Source organism: Pseudarthrobacter ribosi, assembly GCF_055412865.1.
The window spans coordinates 16,348-39,160 of the sequence record NZ_JBVAYZ010000012.1 but is presented as its reverse complement, the minus strand read 5'-3'; the positions used below and the strand labels follow the sequence as shown (position 1 = coordinate 39,160).

17 protein-coding genes are annotated in these 22,813 nt (G+C 66.3%); 9 read left to right on the top strand and 8 right to left on the bottom strand.

The genetic code is table 11. The features are described 5' to 3' along the window. Nucleotides 1-23: 23 nt before the first annotated feature. Entirely contained in the window at nt 24-1,469 is a 1,446-nt protein-coding gene (zwf, locus tag ACZYZ5_RS13070; protein WP_463902174.1) for a glucose-6-phosphate dehydrogenase, read from the top strand. Then, the gene (locus tag ACZYZ5_RS13065; RefSeq protein WP_463902172.1) at nt 1,466-3,361 is read left to right on the top strand and encodes a glycoside hydrolase family 15 protein; all 1,896 of its coding nucleotides are present in this window, start codon (nt 1,466-1,468) and stop codon (nt 3,359-3,361) included. The genes zwf and ACZYZ5_RS13065 overlap by 4 nt, the downstream gene beginning before the upstream one ends. A 114-nt stretch (nt 3,362-3,475) precedes the next feature. On the opposite strand, the gene ACZYZ5_RS13060 is transcribed toward ACZYZ5_RS13065, so the two are convergent. Continuing rightward, nucleotides 3,476-4,318 (bottom strand): VOC family protein, encoded by an 843-nt coding sequence (locus ACZYZ5_RS13060; RefSeq protein WP_463902171.1) that lies wholly within the window; start codon nt 4,316-4,318, stop codon nt 3,476-3,478. A gap of 191 nt (nt 4,319-4,509) precedes the next feature. Between ACZYZ5_RS13060 and ACZYZ5_RS13055 the strand changes: the two genes are divergently transcribed. The 4 genes from ACZYZ5_RS13055 (at nt 4,510) to ACZYZ5_RS13040 (ending at nt 10,573) form a co-directional block, all read left to right on the top strand. Further along, nucleotides 4,510-5,139, top strand: a complete 630-nt coding sequence (locus ACZYZ5_RS13055) for a TetR/AcrR family transcriptional regulator (protein ID WP_463902170.1) — start codon at nt 4,510-4,512, stop codon at nt 5,137-5,139. Nucleotides 5,140-5,585: 446 nt separating this feature from the next. After that, entirely contained in the window at nt 5,586-7,082 is a 1,497-nt protein-coding gene (locus ACZYZ5_RS13050; protein ID WP_463902169.1) for an aldehyde dehydrogenase family protein, read from the top strand. Next, entirely contained in the window at nt 7,083-8,723 is a 1,641-nt protein-coding gene (locus ACZYZ5_RS13045) for a GMC family oxidoreductase (protein ID WP_463902168.1), read from the top strand. Between the two features lie 140 nt (nt 8,724-8,863). Continuing rightward, nucleotides 8,864-10,573 (top strand): APC family permease, encoded by a 1,710-nt coding sequence (locus tag ACZYZ5_RS13040; protein ID WP_463902167.1) that lies wholly within the window; start codon nt 8,864-8,866, stop codon nt 10,571-10,573. A 98-nt stretch (nt 10,574-10,671) separates the two neighbouring features. On the opposite strand, the gene ACZYZ5_RS13035 is transcribed toward ACZYZ5_RS13040, so the two are convergent. Both ACZYZ5_RS13035 and ACZYZ5_RS13030 read right to left on the bottom strand, forming a co-directional pair. Continuing rightward, entirely contained in the window at nt 10,672-11,517 is an 846-nt protein-coding gene (locus tag ACZYZ5_RS13035) for an aldo/keto reductase (protein ID WP_463902166.1), read from the bottom strand. Nucleotides 11,518-11,593: 76 nt separating this feature from the next. Further along, complete coding sequence (locus ACZYZ5_RS13030) at nt 11,594-12,169, bottom strand: methyltransferase family protein (RefSeq protein ID WP_463902165.1); 576 nt, start codon at nt 12,167-12,169, stop codon at nt 11,594-11,596. Between the two features lie 109 nt (nt 12,170-12,278). Here ACZYZ5_RS13030 and ACZYZ5_RS13025 point away from each other — a divergent pair, with 109 nt between their 5' ends. Next, nucleotides 12,279-14,153: a Na+/H+ antiporter gene (locus tag ACZYZ5_RS13025; RefSeq protein WP_463902164.1), complete on the top strand. Its 1,875-nt coding sequence runs from the start codon at nt 12,279-12,281 to the stop codon at nt 14,151-14,153. A 76-nt stretch (nt 14,154-14,229) separates the two neighbouring features. Here the strand turns inward: ACZYZ5_RS13025 and ACZYZ5_RS13020 are convergent, their stop codons facing one another. The 3 genes from ACZYZ5_RS13020 to ACZYZ5_RS13010 all read right to left on the bottom strand — a co-directional run bounded on the left by ACZYZ5_RS13020 (nt 14,230) and on the right by ACZYZ5_RS13010 (nt 16,932). Further along, nucleotides 14,230-14,469, bottom strand: a complete 240-nt coding sequence (locus tag ACZYZ5_RS13020) for an SDR family oxidoreductase (protein WP_463902163.1) — start codon at nt 14,467-14,469, stop codon at nt 14,230-14,232. Nucleotides 14,470-15,256: 787 nt separating this feature from the next. Further along, the gene (locus tag ACZYZ5_RS13015; protein ID WP_463902162.1) at nt 15,257-15,664 is read right to left on the bottom strand and encodes a nuclear transport factor 2 family protein; all 408 of its coding nucleotides are present in this window, start codon (nt 15,662-15,664) and stop codon (nt 15,257-15,259) included. Nucleotides 15,665-15,828: 164 nt separating this feature from the next. Next, complete coding sequence (locus ACZYZ5_RS13010; protein WP_463902161.1) at nt 15,829-16,932, bottom strand: oxidoreductase; 1,104 nt, start codon at nt 16,930-16,932, stop codon at nt 15,829-15,831. Between the two features lie 275 nt (nt 16,933-17,207). Between ACZYZ5_RS13010 and ACZYZ5_RS13005 the strand changes: the two genes are divergently transcribed. Continuing rightward, nucleotides 17,208-17,576, top strand: coding sequence for an ArsR/SmtB family transcription factor (locus ACZYZ5_RS13005; protein WP_463902160.1), 369 nt, complete (start codon nt 17,208-17,210; stop codon nt 17,574-17,576). Between the two features lie 335 nt (nt 17,577-17,911). On the opposite strand, the gene ACZYZ5_RS13000 is transcribed toward ACZYZ5_RS13005, so the two are convergent. Further along, nucleotides 17,912-19,951, bottom strand: a complete 2,040-nt coding sequence (locus tag ACZYZ5_RS13000) for an ABC transporter ATP-binding protein (RefSeq protein WP_463902159.1) — start codon at nt 19,949-19,951, stop codon at nt 17,912-17,914. Next, nucleotides 19,948-21,687 (bottom strand): ABC transporter ATP-binding protein, encoded by a 1,740-nt coding sequence (locus tag ACZYZ5_RS12995; protein ID WP_463902158.1) that lies wholly within the window; start codon nt 21,685-21,687, stop codon nt 19,948-19,950. The genes ACZYZ5_RS13000 and ACZYZ5_RS12995 overlap by 4 nt, the downstream gene beginning before the upstream one ends. A 194-nt stretch (nt 21,688-21,881) precedes the next feature. On the opposite strand from ACZYZ5_RS12995, the gene ACZYZ5_RS12990 reads away from it, so the two are divergent. Then, nucleotides 21,882-22,748, top strand: coding sequence for an AraC family transcriptional regulator (locus tag ACZYZ5_RS12990; protein ID WP_463902157.1), 867 nt, complete (start codon nt 21,882-21,884; stop codon nt 22,746-22,748). The last annotated feature ends 65 nt before the right edge of the window (nt 22,749-22,813 follow it).

The window sequence follows — 22,813 nt, the reverse complement described above, 5'->3', positions numbered from 1 at the left end:
GTCGATCACGTCGAGGAGATGCCATGACAGCACCGATGAATAGCCAAACCGCGGCTGGGCGTGGCCAGCCGGCTAGCGCTGCTCAGGGTTCCGCCGATGTGTTCGTGGTGTTCGGGATCACCGGCGACCTGGCCAGGGTGATGACTTTCAGATCGTTGTACCGGCTGGAGCGGCGGGGTCTGTTGCAGTGCCCGATCGTCGGGGTGGCTGTCGATGATTGGACGGTTGACCAGTTGGTGGACCGGGCCCGGGTGTCGATCGAGGGCACCGGAGAGGTGATCGACGCCGCCGTCTTCGGCCGTTTCGCGGCCCGGCTTTCCTATGTGCAGGGCGATTTCGGCGATGCAGCGACCTACGGGCGGGTCGCCGAGGCGATCAAGGGCGCCAACAGCCCGGTGTTCTACCTCGAAGTCCCACCCTTCCTGTTCGGCACAGTCGTCAAGGGCCTGGCCGGGGCCGGCCTGACCGCGACGGGGCGGGTGGTGGTGGAGAAGCCGTTCGGGAGTGACCGAGCCTCGGCTCGCGCCCTGGCCGAGGAGTTGCACCAGTTCCTCGACGAGTCGCAGTTGTACCGGATCGACCACTACCTGGGGAAGATGGGCCTGGAGGAGATCCTTTACCTGCGGTTCGCCAACACGATGCTTGAGCCGATCTGGAACCGGAACTATATCGAATGCGTGCAGATCACGATGGCCGAGGACTTCGGCGTCGAGGACCGTGGCCACTTCTACGATCCCGTCGGTGCGCTGCGCGACGTGGTGGTCAATCACCTCATGCAGGTCGTGTCCGCGGCCGCAATGGAACCACCGTCTGGGGGTGATCCACAAACGATCAAGGACTCGCAGGTCGCTTTGTTCCGCGCGGTCTCCGAGGCCGATCCTGTCCACTACGTCCGCGGCCAGTACGAGGGTTACCGGAGCATCAACGGCGTTGCCGCGGATTCGACGACGGAGACGTACGCCGCGTTGCGGCTCGACATCGACAATTGGCGCTGGTCGGGGGTGCCGTTCTTCATCCGGACCGGCAAGAAGCTTCCGGTCACTCAGACCGAGCTTCGGCTCGTATTCAAGCAGCCGCCCCGGCTCGGCTTCAACTTCGGATCCGATCGCCGGCCAGAGCCCAACCAGATCGTCATCAAGCTTGATCCGTCGACCGGCGTCAGGCTCAAGGTCGAGGCTCTACGTGCGGACACGGTCGGCCCAGGCGCCATCGATCTCGACATGGAGTTCGCCGATGAAGGGGGCGAGGGGCCGACTCCGTATGAGGTATTGCTCCAGGCGGCGATGGTCGGGAAGAGTACGCGGTTCACCCGCCAGGACGGGGTCGAGGAGACGTGGCGGATCATGCAGCCACTCCTGGATGCGCCGCCACCGGTGCACAGCTACACGCCCGGGTCTTGGGGTCCGACAGCTGCAGGTGAACTGACCGCCGACTACGTCGGTTGGCGCCGGCCCTGGGTGGCGTCATGAGTCCCAACGCTCCGCGGCAGGCCACCGAGCAGAGCGCTGCCGCGCCCTCCCCGTTCCCGCCGATCGCGGACTATGCCTTCCTATCGAACTGCCACACGGGCGCCCTCATCGCGCCCGACGGAGCCGTCGGCTGGCTCTGCGTCCCGCGTTTCGACTCACCCAGCGTGTTCGGCACCCTGCTCGATCGGGGAGCCGGCTACTTCAGGCTCGGCCCGTTCGGGACCAACCACCCGACAGCCCAGGTGTATGAGCCCGGGACCAACGTCCTCTGCACGACCTGGAAGACCCAGTCGGGTTGGGTTGAGGTCCGCGACGCCTTGACCATGGGCCCGCGGGAGACCGAGGACGAGGTCACCCCACATACCCGACCGCCCGCCGACGACGACGCCGATCACCTGCTGGTGCGTACCGTCCGCTGCCTGGACGGCACCGTCGAGATGGAGCTGGTCTGCGAGCCGGTGTTCGACTACGGCCGGACGCCAGCCGCATGGACGCTGGTCGACGGCAATCGACACATCGCCGATGCCAGCGGTGCGGGCCAGACAATCAGGCTGCAGACCGATTTCGCGCTCGGCATCGAGGGCGATCGGGTCCGCGCCCGACACGTCCTATCCGCCGGTGAGGAGTACTACTGCGCACTGTCATGGGCCGAGGGGCTAAATGCCCCGGGCGACGTCCAGGACGCCACCCGCCGCATCAATGCCACCACGCGGTTCTGGCGCACCTGGTTGGGACGGGCGCGAATGCCCGACCACCGCTTTCGCGAGCCGATCCAGCGCTCAGCGCTAACCATCAAGGGCCTCACCTACATGCCGACCGGAGCCACTGTCGCCGCGCTCACCACGTCGCTGCCGGAGACCCCTGGCGGTGAGCGCAACTGGGACTACCGCTTCACCTGGATACGCGACACCACCTTCACCTTGCAGGCGCTGCATTACCTGAATCTCGACTGGGAGGCCGAGGAGTTCATCCAGTTCGTCGCCGACCTCGAGCCGAACTCCGACGGCGCGCTGCAGATCATGTACGGCATCGACGGCCGGCGCGATCTGACCGAGTCCACCCGCGACGATCTGTCCGGCTACGCGGGTGCCCGACCGGTCCGGATCGGCAACGGAGCATTCGACCAACGCCAAAACGACGTGTTCGGCGCCGTGCTCGACTCCATCCTGTTACACACCCGACGCAGTGACCGGCTGCCACTGCGGCTATGGCCCATCGTCAAGTCCCAAGCCGAATGCGCCACCGCCGTCTGGCGCGAACCCGATCAGGGAATCTGGGAGGCCCGCGGTAAGCCCCAGCACTACGTGTCCTCCAAGCTGATGGGCTGGGTCGCGTTGGATCGCGCCGCTAAGCTGGCCGAGATGCGCGGCGACACAGATCTCATCGCTACTTGGCGGGACACCGCGGATGAGATCAAGGCCGACATCCTCGAGCACGGCATCGACAAGCGGGGTGTGCTCCGTCAGCACTACGACACGGACGCGCTGGACGCCTCCACCTTGCTGGCCGCCATCTTCGGATTCCTGCCCCCAGATGACAAGCGGCTCCGGGCAAGCGTGCTCGCCATCGCCGACGAGCTGACAGAGCACGGCTTCGTGCTGCGCTACCGCACCGGCGAGACTGACGACGGCATGTCCGGAAAGGAGGGCACATTCCTGATCTGCTCGTTCTGGCTCGTGTCCGCGCTGGCGATCATCGGCGAGGAGCAGCGGGCGCGTGACCTGATGGAGAAGCTGTTGCGGGTCGCCTCGCCGCTCGGGCTCTTCGCCGAGGAGTTCGATGTCGACACCGGCAGGCACCTCGGCAACTTCCCTCAGGCGTTCTCCCACCTCGCGCTGATCGAGGCAGCAGCGCGGATCATCCTTGCCGAGCTGCTCCAGGAGATCTCGTGATGAGGTGACCCAAGCGGACGACGGCGGGACGTCCCGCCGTCGTCCACTTCCGTTGGGTTCGCCTCCCCTACCGCGCGGATCAGCCGACCACGATGTTGGTGAGGGTAGGGCGGCTCAGCCCGACGGGGGCGTGAACTGGCTGGCCGTAAACTCCACCCCCTGGGGGTCTCGGATCAGTGCCGTGCGCGTCCACTCGGTGTCGTCCTGCCCAAGGACCTGGGCGCCGAGTCGCTTCGCATCAACCACCGTCCGGTCCCGGTCCGCCACGGTGAACGAGACATGCCAGCGCGACGGTTCGTCGGGGGCGCTGGTCGCGATCCAGGCGATCGCATCCTCGAAGCCAGGTGGGGCGGCCAGCACTGACTGCCGTGCCCGGATGCCCGGATCGACTGTCGCCTCAAGGTGGTCGCCATAACCGGGCCTGCGGACCAACATCGCGAAGCCGAGATCGTCGACCTGCCAACCGAACGCGTCCTCGTAGAACTTAATGGCCGCGCCGGGGTTGGCCGTGTGGAGATCGCTGAAGTTCCACGCCCCTGGCTGATTGGCCACCTGTGCCCCCAGCCGTCGCCTGGCCTGCCAGATGCGGAACTCTGTACCCTCCGGATCGGTTAGCGCCGCACTGCGGCCGCCCTCTCCCGCATCGGCAGGCGCCGACCGCATCGCAGCGCCGGCAGCGACCAGTCGCTGCACTGCGACATCCGCGTCCTCGACGGATATATAGGTATTCCACGCCGCGGCACCCTGGGTGCTGGCCATCCCTGCGACGTCCTGACCGTCGAGCTTTGCTATCAAGTAACGGCCCGGCGCTCCCGGCGGCATGGCGTCCTCGAATGTCCAGCCAAAAATCCCGGTGTAGAACTCCGCAGCCGACTCAACGTCAGGCTGTTCGCTATCGATCCAACAAGGGACGCCCTGCGGGTAGGTCCGTTGGGTCATTCCGCGTTCCCCGTCCATGGACAAAGCCTAGCGAGCCAGGGTCCGGCCGGGTACCCAACCCGTCATTAATCGCGAGCGAAAGCGGATCAGCCTTACCCGCTGCCGGAGTCACGCCGGACCGGCCGAGCCTGTCAGGCGACAAGGCCCGCAACCTCCCTATGCTGGGTTAGCGTGATGCACGCATCCGAGTTTCGCAATAGTCTGGCCGGGTGGATACAAGCACCGTGAACTCCGGCGAACAGATTGATAGGCAGTCGCGCATTCTCGAAGCGGCGCTGGAGCTGCTGTCCCGCCACGGCATCTCCGGCGTCAACATGCGCGCCGTGGCGCGCGAAGCCGGCGTCGCACTGGGGCTCGTGAACTACTACTACGAAGACAAGTCGAGCCTGATCCGTGCGGCCCTGCACCGAATCGATGAGCACGACCTGAGGCTGGTCGAGCCCGACCCGGCGTCGCCCCCGGACGAACAGCTCCGCAAGGCCCTCCGGCGCGTTGCGGACGCGGAACTCCTGACCACACGATACCTGTCCCTGCGTCTCCACCTTTGGGCTCTCGCGCAGGCCCACGAAGACTTTGCACTGATTAACGCGGCGGCGTTCGATCGGTATCTCGAAGGGCTCGCGACGCTGATAGGGAACGCCAACCCCCAGCTTGCCCGCGATGAGTGCAGGGAGCGAGCAGCCGACATTGTCATCGTACAAAACGGCATGTGGCTAACAACGCTTCTTGGCATAGACAATGCATCCATCCAGAGAGGCATCGCCCGCACGGAGCAAATCGCCTTCGCGGCTTCGCGGGCAGAGGAGCACGGCCTGGGCGCCGAGCCTCAGGAGTCCTGAAGCCCACTTCATCCGGCGGCAGCGACTCAGGACCGTTATTGAACATTTGTTCAGTCGGAGTATTGAACACTTGTTCAACCTGCACTACTGTGATTGCTATGACCCAAGTCACACCAGACCAGCTCCCGCCTCAGGACCGGCCACGGACTGCTGCGGGCCCTGGCACACCCAGCGTTTCGTTCCACTGACTGGGCCGGTGGCCGGAAGCACTCACGGATCGAGGTGGTCCCGCTCGAGGGCAGCCATGGCTACAACCTCATGGTTAGTGCAAGGACGGAGCCGTTGCCGACCCGCCGGCCCACTGCAAGGAGTACCTGGAGTTCCTCCACCAGCAGCTTGACACCGCGCCCTGCAGCATCGCCGAAAACGTCCCGTCCAACGCGGACCGGGAGCCCGATTGCAACACCGTCGACGAGCCCGTCGCCGGACCACTCAAGGGAGACACTATGACCGATACCGCCTCCACCCTGTTCATCAACGGCTCGTGGGAGCCGGCCGCGTCCGGCGCTGTGCGCCAGATCCGCAACCCGGCCGACGGCGAACTGGTCGCCACGGTGTCCGAGGCCGGCCAGGAAGACGCCGAGCGCGCCATCGCTGCGGCCCGTGCGGCCTTCGACTCCGGCGTCTGGGCCTCGGTCCCGGCTCCTGAGCGCGGCGCCTTGCTCCTCAAGGTCGCCGCGGAACTGCGTGAGCGCCGGGAGAAATTCGCCCGCGCCGAATCTCTGGACACCGGGAAACGGATCATTGAAAGCCGGATCGACGTAGACGACATCGCCGCCTGCTTCGAATATTTCGGAAGGCTCGCCGGGCAGCAGGCGGGCCGCGTGGTCGACGCAGGGGACCCCGCCGTCGTTAGCAAAATTGTCTACGAGCCGGTCGGTGTCTGCGGCTTGATCACACCGTGGAACTACCCTCTGCTCCAGGCGGCGTGGAAGATCGCGCCCGCGCTGGCCGCCGGCTGCACCTTCGTGCTCAAGCCCTCCGAGCTCACGCCGTCCACCGCCATCCTGGCCCTGCAGCTGCTGCAGGACCTGGGCCTGCCGGACGGCGTCGCCAACCTCGTGACCGGCCCCGGCGCGGAGGCGGGCGCACCGCTCTCGGAGCACCCCGGCGTCGACCTCGTCTCGTTTACCGGCGGGCTGGAGACCGGTAAGCGCGTTGCCGCGGCCGCCGCCGGGACGGTGAAGAAGGTGGCGCTGGAGCTCGGCGGCAAGAACCCCAACGTGGTGTTCGCCGACGCGGACTTCGACGCCGCCGTCGACAATGCGCTGAACGGGGCGTTTGTCCACTCCGGGCAGGTCTGCTCGGCCGGGGCGCGGCTGGTGGTCGAGGAATCGATCGCCGAGCGCTTCGTCGACGAGCTGGTCCGCCGCGCGCAGGGCATCCGCCTCGGCGGCCCGTTCGATGAGGCTGCCGAAACCGGGCCGCTGATTTCCGCGGCCCACCGCGAGAAGGTCCACGCCTACGTCCAGCGCGGAGTGGAGGAGGGTGCGCGGCTGCGGTGCGGTGGCGCGGCGCCTGACGGGCAGAGGTACGACGCCGGCTTCTACTACCAGCCAACCGTTCTGGACCGCGTGCACAAGGGAATGTCCGTCGTCGTGGACGAAGCCTTCGGCCCGGTCGTGACCGTCGAGACCTTCCGCACCGAAGACGAGGCCGTGGCGACCGCCAACGACACCCCCTACGGGCTGGCTGGCGCGGTCTGGACCCAGGACGCCGGCAAGGCACAGCGCGTGGCCAGCCGGCTGCGGCACGGCACAATCTGGATCAACGATTACCATCCCTACCTGCCGCAGGCCGAGTGGGGCGGCTTCGGCCAGTCCGGCGTCGGCCGCGAGCTCGGACCGACCGGCCTGGCCGAATATCAGGAAGCCAAGCACATCTACCAGAACACCAGCCCACAGGTGACCGGCTGGTTCGTTGACCACGGCAAGGAGAACTAGATGCATATCGACAACATCGAGAACCTCAACGACCGCGAGTTCGACTACATCGTCATCGGCGGCGGATCGGCCGGAGCTGCCGTCGCCGCCCGGCTGAGCGAGGACCCGGCCGTGTCCGTGGCGCTGGTGGAGGCCGGTCCGGATGACCGCGGTGTGCCAGAGGTACTGCAGCTTGACCGCTGGATGGAGCTGCTGGATTCCGGCTACGACTGGGACTACCCGATCGAATCGCAGGAGAACGGCAACTCCTTCATGCGCCACGCCCGTGCCAAGGTTATGGGTGGCTGCTCCAGCCACAACTCCTGCATCGCCTTCTGGGCCCCGCGCGAAGACCTGGACGAGTGGGAGTCAAAGTACGGCGCCGCCGGCTGGAACGCCAAGGCCGCCTGGCCCGTATACAAGCGGCTGGAGACCAACGAGGACGCCGGCCCGGACGCGCCGCACCACGGCGACTCAGGCCCCGTGCACCTGATGAACGTGCCCCCGGCGGACCCCACCGGCGTCGCGCTCCTGGATGCCTGCGAACAGGCCGGCATTCCGCGGGCGAAGTTCAACACCGGCACCACCGTGATCAACGGCGCCAACTTTTTCCAGATCAACCGCCGCGCGGACGGCACCCGCTCCTCCAGCTCGGTCTCCTACATCCACCCGGTAATCGAGCGTGAGAACTTCACGCTGATGACCGGCCTGCGCGCCCGCCAACTGGTGTTCGATGCGGATAAGCGCTGCACCGGCGTCGACGTCGTGGACTCGGCGTTCGGCCGGACCCACCGGCTCTCCGCGCGTTGCGAGGTCGTCCTGTCCACCGGCGCCATCGACTCGCCCAAGCTGCTCATGCTCTCCGGCATCGGCCCGGCCGCGCACCTCGCCGGGCACGGCATCGACGTCCTGGTCGACTCCCCCGGCGTCGGCGAGCACCTGCAGGACCACCCCGAAGGCGTCGTGCAGTTCGAGGCCAAGAAGCCGATGGTTGAGACTTCGACGCAGTGGTGGGAGATCGGCATCTTCACCCCCACCGAGAAGGGCCTGGACCGCCCGGACCTGATGATGCACTACGGCTCCGTCCCGTTCGACATGAACACGCTGCGGCACGGCTACCCGACCACGGAGAACGGCTTCAGCCTCACCCCGAACGTCACGCACGCCCGCTCTCGCGGCACCGTCCGGCTGCGCAGCCGGGACTTCCGCGACAAGCCCGCCGTCGACCCGCGGTACTTCACTGATCCGGAGGGCCACGACATGCGCGTCATGGTCGCCGGTATCCGCAAGGCCCGTGAAATCGCCGCACAGCCTGCCATGGCCGAATGGACCGGCCGCGAGCTCTCGCCCGGCATCGAGGCGCAGACCGACGAGGAACTGCAGGACTACATCCGCAAGACGCACAACACCGTTTACCACCCCGTCGGCACCGTCCGTATGGGACCGGCGGACGACGACCTGGCGCCGCTCGACCCCGAGCTGCGGGTCAAGGGCGTCACCGGCCTGCGCGTCGCCGATGCCTCTGTCATGCCTGAACAACTCACGGTCAACCCCAATATCACCGTCATGATGATCGGCGAGCGCTGTGCGGATTTCATCCGCGCCGGCCGAACCGGTGAAACAACGACGGCGGAGCCGGAGCTCAGCGCGTCCCTCGCCTGACCGGCGGCGCGCCCATCAATGCGCCCACCAATGCGGGAAATCGGCCGGGGCCCAAAAATTGGCGCCCGGCTGTTGATTTCACCCGCGTCCAATGGCGGCCGCGGGTCATCACCATCGTGCTTTTAGACATAGGAGCTCACATGCTAAAACCCAGCAAGGCAGGACCCGGCAAGAGCACAGACACCAGCGGAATGGACGAGTTCGGCTATGCCCAGACTCTGGACCGGAGCATCGGCAAGTTCGCCAGTTTCGCCGCAGGCGTCAGCTACATTTCCATCCTTACCGGTGTTTTTCAGCTGTTCTACTTTGGTTTCGCGATGGCAGGACCTGCCTACGCATGGTCGTGGCCGCTCGTTTTCGCCGGGCAGTTAATGGTGGCGCTGTGCTTCGCCGAACTGGCCGGCCGTTACCCGGTGGCCGGATCGGTGTATAACTGGGCCAAAAGGCTGTCCTCCGGCACGTTCGCCTGGCTTGCAGGCTGGCTGTTGCTGATCTCCTCGATCATGGCGCTGGGGGCTGTGGCCCTGGCCCTGCAACTTACGTTGCCGCAGATCTGGTCCGGGTTCCAGCTGGTCGGTGACGGGACAGGCCCGTACGATTTCGCGGTCAACGGCGTCCTGCTGGCCAGCATCATGATCGGCATCTCCACCCTCATCAACGCCTTCGGCGTGAAGCTCATGACCAAGATCAACAGCATCGGCGTGTTCGTGGAGCTGGTTGCGGCGGCGCTGCTCATCCTGGCCCTCGGCTGGCACGTAGTGCGGGGTCCCGAGGTCTTCTTCGACACCGCCGGTTACGGGGAGGGCCACGACCTCGGCTTCTTCGGAGTGTTCCTTATCGGTGCCATGGCGTCCGGCTACGTCATGTACGGCTTCGACACCGCCAGCTCCCTCGGTGAGGAAACAAAGGACCCGAAGCGTACTGCACCAAGGGCCATCCTGCGGGCCATCACCGCATCCTTCGTCCTCGGCGGGCTGATCCTGCTCGGCGGACTCCTCGCCGCCCCCGACCTGGGCGACCCGAAGCTCGGCGCTGCTGACGGCGGCCTGCATTACATCGTGCTCTCCGTGCTGGGTGGCCGGTTCGGCAAGGCGTTCCTGGTGTGCATCGTGGTGGCCGTGATCGTCTGCACCCTGGCCGTGCACGCCGCTGCCATCCGGATGATGTTTGCCATGGCCCGGGACAACAATCTGCCCTTCAGCCGCCAGCTCAGCAAGGTCCATCCGGGCCGGAAGACCCCCACGGTGGCGGCCATCGTCGTCGGCATCATCGCGGTCATTCCGTTGATCGTCAACGTTGCCCAGCCTGCCATCTTCACGATCCTCTCCAGCATCAGCATTGTCCTGATCTACCTGTCCTACCTGCTGGTCACGGTGCCCATGCTGCGGAAGCGCCTGGTCAGGGAGTGGCCGCTGCCCGACGACGACACCGAGCCCGGTTTCAGTCTGGGGAAGTGGGGACTGCCGGTGAACGTCCTCGCCGTCCTCTGGGGAGGCGCCATGACCCTGAACCTGGTCTGGCCGCGGCCGGAGATCTACAACTCGGTGCCGCCGTTCGAGTGGTACCTGCAGTGGGGCGGAGTTCTCTTCGTCGGCGCCGTCGTTGTCACAGGTGTCCTGATGTACCGCCTCAAGCTCAGGCACCAGACCGGCGTCCTCGCCGAGCACGCCGCGGCCGTGGCAGCACATCCGTCGTCGGGCTCCTCCCAAACCGTAACTTCGGCTGCCACCCAAAGGGTGCCGGATCTCGTCCAAGCCAGAACCGCGCGGCCTCTGGCAGGCATAGTCGGTGAGCGCCCTGATGCGCTGGCTGTCAATGGTGCCATGTCACAGAAGGGTCCGGGGTCGTAGGTAGGGTCCCTGCGGACAATGAGCACGGGGTCATTGCAGGCCCGAGGCCGTTCCGACACGGAAGGACGGAACCGCCTCGGGCTTTGCCGCTGAACGGGTTATAGCTGGCTGTGCGCGGCAACGGCAGGATCGGCGCCGGCGCGGGCGCCTGACTCCAGTGCCGTTATCTCCCCTATTTCGGCCGGGGTGAGCGCGAGCGTCGCCGCCCCCAGGTTTTCCCGCATGCGCGCGCCATCGGCAGACTTCGGGATGACGATCGTTCCTTGGGCGAGGTGCCAGGCGAGCACAACCTGGGCGGGTGTTCCACCGTGCCGGGCTGCCAGGGATTGCACTGCCGCTGCACCGAGGTCGGCGCCCTGTCCCAAGGGACTGTACGCCTCGACGGCAATGCCCAGCGACCGGCTCCTGGCCGCCAGGTCTCGCTGCTGGAAGGTGGGATGGATTTCGATTTGGTTGACCGCCGGGACGATATCCGAGGCCTGGAGAAGCGTGTCCAGATGCTCGGAGAGGAAGTTTGAGACGCCGATGGCGCGGACCTCGTCCCCGGCATAAAGCTTTTCCATGACCGTCCACGCCGTGGTGAACAGTCCTTGGGACGGCACGGGCCAGTGGATCAGGTACAGATCCACGTAGTCGACGCCGAGGGCCTTGCGGCTGTTCCGGAACGCCTCGAGCGCTGCGCCCTGTTCGCCGTTACGAAGTTTCGTGGTGATGAAGATTTCCTCGCGCGGAATTCCGGACGCGGCGATGGCGGCGCCGACGCCGGACTCATTCCGGTAGGCGGCGGCGGTGTCAATGTGCCGGTAACCGGCTTCCAGGGCATCCTCCACGATGCGCTGAGTCTCCTCCGCCGGGACCTGGAAAACGCCGAAGCCGAGTTGAGGGATCTGCACGCCATTGTTGAGGGTCACCGTGGGGATGGGGGTTTCACGAATGTCGGACATCGTCAGTTCTTCCTTGTGTGGTTTCCTGGAGGGGACGGTATGCACAGGCGGATCGTTCTGGGCCCGTTTCTTTAGGCTAAGCCGAAATGGTTTCGGGGGCATCGCGGCCCGCCGATGACGGCGTCAACGGCGGGAGCTGTCCCATTGCCCGCCACGGCGCGAGCCGCGGCCACCACCCCGGGACGTTGCGCCGGTAGTCAAGGTACTGCTCACCGTAGGTGCCGGTGAGGGTCGGCTCCTCGTAGCCCTTCACGAACGCGACCACCGCGGCGAGGACAATGACGGCGTAGAGCACGAGCCACGAGCTGCCGAACAGCAGCGACTGGCCGAGGATGACGGTGAGCACCGCGAGGTACATGGGATTGCGCACGAATCGGTAGGCCCCCGTCACAACCAGCGTCTCGGTCGGCACGACCGGTGCGGGCGTTCCGCGGTGCAGGGCGAACAGCGCGAAGGCGTGCAGGAGGACAGCCGTCCCGGAAGCGATCGCGATCCAGGCGATCGGCACAACGACCCAGGCCGCGCTGCCCCAGTCGTACCCCCGCCAGCCGGAGATGAGCCACGGGATGAGGCCCGCGACGACGCCGGGCGCGAGGAGGAGGAAGACAATTGTCCCGATCCACGCGCGCGCGGACGAGGCTGTCTGGGCCATGCGCGTCAGGCTAGCCCGATTCCCCCGGCGGGGCGAGGGGATAAGCGCCGGCCGCAGAAAATGCCTGGCTGGCCGAGACACCTTTTCCTCCAGCTGAGACAATGTCCCAATGGAAATCGCGCTGGGACTCCTGGTTCTCGTCGCGGTGGTCTGTGCCGGCAGCGCGCTGGGCCGGAAGCTCAACATTTCGGTTCCACTGCTGCTGGTGCTGGCCGGTGTTGCGGGCTCCTTCCTCCCCTTCGTTCCGCCCATTGAGCTGAACCCTGAAGTGGTCCTTGTGGGACTGTTGCCGCCGCTGCTGTACGCCGCGGCGCTGCGGACTTCGCTCTTCGATTTCAGCTCCAACCGCCGCGCCATCGGACTGCTCTCGGTGGGCTATGTCATCTTCGGAACCTTCGCAGTGGGCTTTGTGGTCGGGTGGTTGTTCCCGGAAATCCCGCTGGCTGCAGCTATCGCTCTCGGCGCGGTCGTGGCGCCCCCGGACGCTGTGGCGGCGACCGCCATCGCGAGGAAGGTGAGGATGCCACGCAGGATCGTCACCATCCTGGAGGGTGAATCCTTGGTCAACGACGCCACCGCCCTGATCTGCCTTCGCGCTGCCATCGCCGCCATCTCGGGGTCAGTGTCCGTGACGGGGATCGCCGCGGACTTCCTGCTCGCGGCCGGGGGCGGGGTGGTGGTGGGCATGGCAGCCGCCTACGTGCTGACCGAACTCCGCAAGCGGACCCGGAGCGTCGCCATTAACACGTCAACGTCGTTGATAGCCCCGCTCGTCGCATACCTTCCCGCGGAGGCGATCCACGCGTCCGGCGTCCTCGCCGTCGTCGTCACCGGGCTGGTGATGGGCACCAAGGCGCCATCCATGCCCAACGGCGCGGCCCGGCTGAGCCAGCGCAGCAATTGGAACACTGTGCAGTTTCTGCTGGAAAACGCGGTATTCCTGCTGATCGGGCTGCAGGTGCGTACCATCATCGACGGCGTCCAAGACGACTCCCTGGGCGCTGGGCGGATCTGGGCCGGATGCGGTCTGATCCTGCTGGCGGTGCTGGTGCTCCGGCCGGTATGGGTTTTCCCGGCCACGTACCTGCCCCGCCTGATTCCGGCCGTGCGGCGGAATGACCCGGCGCCGCCGTGGCAGTACGCGGCGATTGTCTCCTGGGCGGGCATGCGAGGAGTGGTCACCCTGGCCGCGGTGCTGGTACTGCCCGCAGATCTGGAGCACCGTTCGGTGCTGATTCTGGCCGCCCTGGTGGTGGTGGGCGGCACACTGACGCTGCAGGGGTTCACCCTTCCGGGGCTGGTCCGGCTCCTGAAGGTGCGAGGCCCAGACGAGCGCGAAGACGCGCTGAACCAGGCTTCGCTGATGCAGCTGGCCACGGTTGCGGGCGTGGCACGCCTGCAGGAGCTGCGGACGGAGAACGATCCGCCAGAGGTGGTGGCCATGCTGAAACGGCGCACCCAGGAGCGCGGGCTGGCTGCTTGGGAACGGCTCGGCCGCCCGTTGGCGGAAACGGCGACCCCCAGCGCACGTTACGCCTGGCTGCGGCTGGCCATGCTGGAAGCGGAACGGGCCAAGGTACTGGAACTGAGGCGAGGCGGCGAGTACGCGCACGAGGTCCTCACTGCTGTGCTGGACCGGCTGGATGTTGAGGAATCCATGTTGGACATGGCGTTGGACGAGGTGGACACCTCCGGCGAGGGCGGCGGGGAAGGGATAGCGAGGCCGGGCGGGGTATGTGCCCACCTCGAGTCGGCCCGGTCTCCGGAGGTGCCCGGTGACCCCTTCTGCGCGAACTGCCGGACGGAAGGCACGACGACGGTGCACCTGCGGATGTGCCTGGCGTGCGGCAAAGTGGGGTGCTGTGATTCCTCACCCGGAAGCCACGCCTCGAGGCATTTCGAAGCCACCGGGCACCCGGTCATGCGGAGCATCGAGCCGGGCGAAGACTGGCGCTGGTGCTATCAGGACGATCTGCTGGGATGACGGCAGGAGTCGGTTCACAAAGCAGCCGACGGCGGAGCTCCTCACCAGCGCGCGCCTGCGATTTAGTGCCGCTCACCTACAGTGCCGACCAGCCGCCGTCGGAGGCGAGGATGACGCCGTTGACGTTGGTGCCGTCGTCGCTGAGCAGGAACGTGATGGAGGCGAGCTGCGCCGCGGTGGCGGGCGTGGGGACGGTGGCCTGCATCAGCGGGCCGAGGCGTTCGGCCGCGAGCTGGGATCCCCAGGTGGCCACGTTGTTGGTGATCGTGGGGCCAGGCGCCACGGCGTTGAAGCGCAGGCCCCTGGGCCCGTACATCACCGCCGAGCTTGCGAGTTCCGGAGGCTTAGATGCTGCGAATCGGGGCAACCGCTTCGACTGGGCAGGCACTCAGGAACAAGCAACGGCCGATAGTGGACCCTTCGTCAATCCAGGTTGACACGTGTGTCGGGCCCCGAGTAGTCGCGCTCCGGCGGGACCGGTGTGCATCCGAAGAGACGCACGTGCCAGTCGAAGAGGCGGCGCCAGTCGCGTGCGATCAGATTCGTGTGCCTGTATCGGACGCCATCGATGGGCCCGCTTGCGTCACCAGTCGTGGACGCATCGTACTCACTGCAGGCCCCGGAATGAACCGGTAAAGACGGCCGCAGCGGTCCTCCCTGCCGGCACCGTGCGCCTTTCTACTCACGGCTTGAGGCATGCCTTACGACGTGAACGAGCCAGTTCCCGTAGCCCCCACCAAGCGCCAAGGTCAGCCCGTGACGTGGACTGCCGGAGCGCTGCTCATCGTGGGCCTGGTCGCCGGCACTGTCCTGTCCGTCGTCCCGGACGGGATGGTCAATGGCGCAGCGTGGCGAGGTCATCTCCGTACACGGGCACGACGACGGCGTATCCGTCGACCACCCCCCGACGCCGTCGAAAACGCCCAAGGCCACAAAAAAGACACCTGCTGCCGAGCCGACCCTGCGCTACCCGAGCTGCAACGACGTCTGGGCGGCGCGCTTCGTTGTGTGCCCAGACGGTTTCATCGATCCTGCCGACACCAGGGTTCCAGCTTGGCCAAATTGTCGGCGGTGCGCTCCAGAGAGCGAGCACGACTGTTGAGTCAGGGGTGTGGCGGGGGTGGGTCTGCAGGCTCCTTGGCGCGCCAGGGGGAGCGCCACTCTGCTGCATCCCAGCCATCCATGATGTAGATCCGCTCGTGAGCAACGTGGTCGCCCCTGAACTCCATCAGGCTGAGGGTGAACATCCATGGCGCTCCGTCGTAGCTGATCAGGTTTTCAACAACGACCAGGTCAGCACGATGAGTGATCCGTCGGGTGTGGAACTTGAGCTTCGCCGGGTACTGTCGTCGCCATTCGCGGAAGTTCTCCACGCCTTCGAACCGTTCGCCGGACTGAGGGAATTCAAGCACGGCGTCGTCGTGGTAGATCTCGTGGGCGATGTCCTCGTCGTTGCCTGAGTGTTCCCAGTGACGCCGCAGCGCCTGCAGGAGGTCCGTATCGTCGAGCATGACTCACTTCCTCGGGCACGATGATGTTGACTTCAAGCTGGATGGTAATCCCGGGAGCTCCGTGCCGCCAGAGAAAAGTGATTGGCAACATCTCGTCAGTGCCCTGCCCTCGATCCGTTTCGTGCTGGACTGAACGGGCGAGGAGGCAGGGGCACTGGGGAGGGTCAGGAGAGCAGTTCCAGCTCCCAGTCCTTGACGTCGGCCACCGGGGCAAACAGGCTCGCGTCCAGCTCATCAAGGGGTCGGCCGTTTTTGACCCGGTCGGGCCAGTCCCTGTTGCCCAGGGCCGCCTTGCCCAGGGCCACCACGTCGGCGGCATGGTCAACCAGCATTGATACGGCAGTCTCGGGGTCATCCAGATGGCCGTTGGCGATCACCGGCAGCCCGGAGTGCTGCTTGGCCAGCGCGGCCAGCGAGGGGCCATGGTCGCCGAAGGCCGGGGCGTAGGCCTTGTACTCGGTGGTGTGGAGGAAGTCGACGCCCGTGGCGGCCAGGGTGGAGAAGATGAGTTCCGCTTCCTCGGTCCCACCGGCCCACCGGTGGTTGTGGTCACTGACCTTGGACTGGGAAATCCGGATGCCGACCGTCATGTCCGGCCCGACGGCCTCGCGCACGGCGCGGGTGATTTCTGCGGGGAAGCGCACGCGGTTCTGTGCGGAGCCTCCGTACTCGTCGGTGCGGAGATTGAGGTAGTCCGTGAGGAACTGGTCCAGCAGGTAGCCGTTGGCTCCGTGGATTTCCACACCGTCGAACCCGGCCTCCTTGGCGCGCAGCGCGGCGGCTACGAAGCCCTGGCGAACTTCCTCCATCTGCTCCCGGGTGATTTCCGAGGGGACCCGGTAGGGGCCCTCGCCACGGTAGAAGTCCAGCTGCTCCCCCTTGGGGGCGACCGCGGAAGGACCGATCGTGCTGTCTTTGAAACGGTTGCCCTGCGCCTGGGACCCAGCGTGCATGAGCTGGGCGAATATCGTGGACCCGGCTGCATGGACGGCGCCGACAACCGTAGCCCAGGACCGGGCCTGTTCATCCGTGGCAAGGCCCGGCTGGTACAAGTAGCCCTGGCTGTAAGCGGTGTCGGGGTAGATCCCTTCAGTGATCAGCAGGGCAAAGCCGCCCCGGGCAAAAGCCTCGTAGTAGGAGACCATCTTCTCGGTCACCAGCCCATCCTCAGTTGCGCTGATGCGAGTCATCGGGGCCAAAGCCACGCGGCTGTGCAACTGTGTGGAACCGATCTGCAGGGGTGACCAGAGCGGGTTGAGGTTCGTCATGATAATTTCCTTAGATTCTGTTAAACGCGGCGGATCTCGATGCGCATACCCAATCGATTGGGTAAGTAGGAATAGCCCGGTCAACGAGTGGATTATGCGGACGTGACTGTGGCTATGGAACTACAGCGCACTGTTGGAGGTTAGGTTTCGCAGCTCGAGGATTTAGCTTGCTACCTCTCCTCCCGCAAAGGGCAAGTACGCCACCCTTCGTAGTACGACTTTTATCGTACAATGATTTGGAGTCAATCGGGCAAAACGAGGAGATCGATTTACAAGTGCGCACCCTTGCCCACCCCGGCCGGAGCGAGTTGCAGCTGGACGCGGTACTTTCCGCCTTGTCCGATCCAGTCCGACGACAGATCGTGAGTCAACTGGCGGACGTCACGGGCGAGCAAGCCTGCAGCGCCTTTCAGCTACCGGTCAGCAAATCAACGTCGACCCATCACTTCAGAGTCCTGCGGGAAGCCGGCGTGATCGAACAGCACTACAGAGGCACCGCCATCCTCAACTCGCTGCGAGCAGCCGACCTCGAAGCGCAGTTTCCGGGGCTGCTTCGGGCGGTCCTACAAGCCGCCATCAAGGACGCATCATCTTCCGGCGCCGCCGCCGGGCCGCAGGCCGGCCAGCCCAACGCGGAGGTATAGAGCCTGTCAAGGGTCGATGACCCCTTGAGACGTAGGGCTGGGCTTCTCATTTCACTAAGGAACGGGAGTTCTCGTAGCCACCTCTACTCCCGTACTTAAGAGCCGATTTTCGGTCTTTCGTCAACCTAGATTGACGTAATTCCTGCTCTCGGGACCCGTCCTGACGCCCGGAGTGCTGGGCGAAAGGCCCAGTCTTAATCCCAGATGCAGCCCCTTTCGCGGGCGCTCCCCCGCTTGTTTTTATGGCCCGATAAGGGCCGTTACTTCAGGTTAAACTGCTCAGAGGCGATCCGAACCTCTACGCCTCCAGCGGAACAAGAAACGTCTTGCATCCGTTAAACCTCCGCCACCGGAGCCGCGAACTGCGCGGCGTACAGCGCCGCATAGGCTCCTCCGGCAGCCAGCAGCTCGGCATGCGTCCCCTGTTCCACGATCTGCCCGGCTTCCATTACCAGGATGAGGTCGGCGTCGCGGATGGTGGAGAGCCGGTGGGCAATGACGAACGAAGTCCGGTCCGAGCGCAAAGCGCTCATCGCCTTCTGCACCAGCACCTCGGTGCGGGTGTCCACCGAGCTCGTCGCCTCGTCCAGAATCAGCACCGACGGCCGGGCCAGGAACGCCCGGGCAATCGTCAGCAGCTGCTTCTCCCCGGCGGAGACGTTGGAGCCCTCGTCCTCGAGCACCGTGTCGTAGCCCTCCGGCAGGGACCGGACGAACCGGTCCACGTACGTCGCCCGGGCCGCCTCCAGGATCTCGTCCTCGGTGGCGGCGGGCCGGCCGTAGGCGATGTTGTCCCGGATGGTCCCGCCGAACAGCCAGGTGTCCTGCAGCACCATGCCCATCCGCGAGCGCAGCTCGTCCCGGGTCATCGTGGTGACGTCCACGCCGTCGAGTGTGATCCTTCCGGCGTCCAGCTCGTAGAAGCGCATCATCAGGTTCACCAGCGTGGTCTTGCCCGCGCCGGTGGGCCCAACGATCGCCACGGTCTGCCCCGGCTCCGCCACCAGGCTCAGATCCGCAATCAGCGGCTTGTCCGGCGAATACGTGAAGGACACGTTCTCAAACACCAGCTTCCCCCGTGTCGCCGCGGGAGCCACCCCGGGAGAGGGATCCGGCGACTGCTCCTCGGTATCCAGCAGCTCGAACACCCGCTCGGAAGACGCCACCCCGGACTGCAGCAGGTTCGCCATCGACCCCAGCTGGGCCAGCGGCTGGGTGAACTGCCGCGAGTACTGGATGAACGCCTGCACGTCTCCCAGCTGCATGGCCCCGGCGGCCACCTGCAGCCCGCCCACCACGGCGATCCCCACATAGACCAGGTTCCCGATGAACGTCATGGCCGGCATGATCAGGCCGGACACGAACTGCGCGCCGAAGCTGGCCTCATACAGCTCCGCGTTCTTCTGCCGGAACCGCTCCTCCACCTCCCGCTGCCGTCCGAAGACCTTCACCAGCGCGTGCCCGGTGTAGGTCTCCTCGATCTGCCCGTTCAGCTCCCCGGTGTGCTTCCACTGCGCCACGAACAGCTTCTGCGAGCGCTTGGCGATCAGCGCCGTGGTCACCAGCGTCAGCGGCACGGTGACCAGCGCAATCAGCGCCAGCGTGGGCGAGAGGATGAACATCATCACCAGCACCCCCAGCACGGTCAGCAGCGAGGTGACCGCCTGGCTGATGGACTGCTGCAGGCTCTGCGAGATGTTGTCCACGTCATTGGTGACCCGGCTGAGCAGCTCGCCGCGCTGGACCGTGTCGAAATAGCGCAGCGGCAGCCGGTTGATCTTGGCTTCAATCCGCTCGCGCAGCCGGAACATGGTGCGCTGCACGATCCCGTTGAGGATATATGCCTGCATCCACATAAAGCCCGAGGCCAGCACGTACAGCACCAGCGCCCACAGCAGCACGGTAGCCAGCGCGGCGAAGTCGATCCCCTCGCCGGGCGTCAAGGTCATGGCGCTGAGCATGTCCGCCTGCTGGGTCTCGCCCGCGGCGCGCAGCTGGGCGATCACCTGCTCCTGGCTCATCCCGGCCGGCAGCTCCTTGGACACGACGCCGGCGAAGATCAGGTTGGTGCCCTCCCCCAGCAGCCGCGGCCCGATCACCGAGAACGCCACACTCACCACCGCGAGCATCAGGACCAGCACCAGCCAGAGCCGCTCGGGCCCGAGCTGGCCCAGCAGCCGTCTGGCCGACGGCCAGAAATTCATCGCCTTCTCCGCGGGGACGTTCATCCCGGCGAACGGCCCGCCGCGGCCCGGCCCGCCCGGCGGACGGGGGATGCGTTCGACGGCGGGAGCGGCACCGGGCGCCCCGGCTCCCCCGCCGCGCCCCGACCCGCCGGCCGGTGCGGCCGGCCCGGTGCGGTTCGTGGCGCTCATGCCGCCTCCTCCGCCGCGAGCTGGGAGTTCACAATCTCCTGGTACGTCTCCGAGGTCTCCAGCAGCTGCCCGTGCGTGCCGTGCGCGACGAGCCTGCCGCCGTCGAGCACCAAAATCTGGTCCGCGTCCATGATGCTGGAAACCCGCTGGGCGATGATCACCAGGGTGGCACCGGCGGTGTGCTGCCGGAGCGCGCGCCGCAGCCGGGCGTCCGTGGCGGTGTCCAGCGAGGAGAAGGAATCGTCGAAGATGTACAGCTCGGGGCGTTTCACCAGTGCCCGGGCGATCGCGAGCCGCTGCCGCTGCCCGCCGGAGACGTTGGTGCCGCCCTGCGAGATCGGCGCGTCCAGCCCGCCCTCCATCTCCCGGACGAAGTCCTCCGCCTGCGCGATGGTCAGCGCCTGCCAGAGTTCGTCCTCGGTGGCGTCGGGCTTGCCGTAGAGCAGGTTGCTGCGCACCGTGCCGGAGAACAGGTAGGGCCGCTGCGGGACCAGCCCGATGTGGCCCCAGAGCAGGTCCGGGTGCAGCTCGCGGACATCCACGCCGTCGATCCGCACCGAGCCGGCCGTGGCGTCGAAGAGCCGCGGCATCAGGTTCACCAGGGTGGTCTTGCCGGAGCCGGTGGCGCCGATGATCGCCGTCGTCCGCCCCGCCCTTGCGGTGAAGGTGACCCCGGACAGGACCGGCTGCTCAGCTCCCGGGTAGGCGAACCCGACGTCGCGCATTTCCAGCTCGCCGCGGCCGGTGCGGCCGGAGAAGTCCAGCGGGTGCTCCGGCGGCCTAACGCTGGACTCGGTGCCCAGCACCTGCCCGATCCGGTCCCCCGACACAGCGGCGCGCGGGATCATGATCGCCATGAACGTGGCCATCATGACGGACATCAGGATCTGCATGAGGTAGCTCAGGAACGCGATCATGGTGCCCACCTGCATGGAGCCGTCCTGGATCCGGAACGCCCCGAACCAGATCACGGCCACGGACGAGACGTTGAGCACCAGCATCACGGTGGGGAACGCGAGCGCCATCAGCCGGCCGGCGCCCAGCGCGGTGTCCGTGACGTCCTCGTTGGCCCGGGCGAAGCGGGCGGTCTCCACGTCCTCGCGGACGAAGGCGCGGACCACGCGGATGCCGGTGAGCTGTTCGCGGAGCACCCGGTTGACGGTGTCGATCCGGGCCTGCATGAGCCGGAACAGCGGCACCATCCGGATAATGATCGAGCCCACCCCGGCCAGGAGCACGGGCACGCTGACGGCGATCAGCCAGGACAGCTGCACGTCCTGCCGGATCGCCATCACCACCCCGCCGATGCAGAGCATGGGCGCGGCCACCATCAGGGTCGCGGACATCAGCACCAGCTGCTGGACCTGCTGGACGTCGTTGGTGGAGCGGGTGATCAGGCTCGGCGCGCCGAAGCGGGTGACCTCCTGCTCGGAGAAGGCCGCCACGCGGCTGAAGATCGCCCCGCGCACGTCCCGGCCCATCGCCATCGCCGCCTTCGCCCCGAAGTACACGGCCGCGATGGCGCAGGCGATCTGCAGCAGGGTCACCAGCAGCATCACGCCGCCGGTGCGCAGGATGTAGTCCGTGTCCCCCTTCGCCACGCCCTGGTCGATGATGTCCGCGTTCAGGGTGGGCAGGTACAGCGAGGCGATGGACTGCGCCAGCTGGAAGACGACGACGGCGAGCAGCAGCCGCTGCTGCGGCCGCAGGTATTCAACGAGCAGTTTCCAGAGCATCCGTACTCCCCGCCACGCGTCACGCCGAGTGATCCGAAGGTCAGTTTACGTCCGGAGGCCGGGAGCGCACCGGGTTCCTCTCAGGGCGAATCCGCTGTCCTCCGCGGCGAAAGTGGAGTGCGATCGAATCGAACCGCAATAGTTGGGTGTGAGCTGGTGTCGGTGAGCAAAGCTTGATGCGGAAGGAGAGAACCGTGATTGCAGTTCTGAACCGAGTCGTCGGTTTCATCGAGGAGCACCTCACCGAGGAGATCGACGTCGCCGGCCTGACGAGCGACCTGGGCACGACGGAGTATCACGTTCGCCGGATGTTCTCGTCACTGGCTGGCATGCCGTTGTCCGAGTACATCCGGCGACGGCGCATGACCGTCGCCGCGGCCGATGTCATAGGAGATCGCGACCTGCTGGGGACTGCGGTGCGCTTCGGCTACGGCTCCACCGAAGCATTCAGCCGGGCCTTCCGGGCGGTGCATGGCGTCAGTCCCGGCGATGCGCGCCGAGACGGTGGCCCGCTTCGCACACAACCACAGCTCAGGTTCCGCCTGACGATAGAAGGGAATACCCCGATGGATACCCGCATCGCAGATCGACCGGCCTTCCGGCTCGTCGGCCACACCGCTCGCGTGCCGCTCATTCACCACGGCCCCAACCCGCACATCCAAGCGCAAATCGCCTCGCTGCCGGAAGCGGAGCACCTTCGCCTCAAGGCACTGAGCAACACCGAACCGGCGGGACTGCTTCAAGTGAGCGCCGACGTTGACCCGGACTACATCGAAGGCAGCGAGCTGACTTACCTGCACGGCGTCGCTGTCAGCGAAGGAACGCCGGTGCCCGGGGACCTCGACGCGATCGACGTCCCAGCCGGTGCCTGGGCGGTGTTCCGCACCACCGGACCTTACCCAGCGGCCCTCCAGTCCACGTGGGCGGCGACGGCCACTGACTGGTTCCCCTCCAACCCCTGGCGGCTGCGGCCCGGCCCGTCGATCGTGGCGATTCTCGACCGCGCCGCCGACTTCAGCACCGCAACCTCCGAATTGTGGCTGCCGGTGGAACGCGCCTAGCCGGTCAGCGCCACGTTGATCGACGGTTCGCACCGATGGTGGAGCCCTGACGGCTGAAGGCCTCT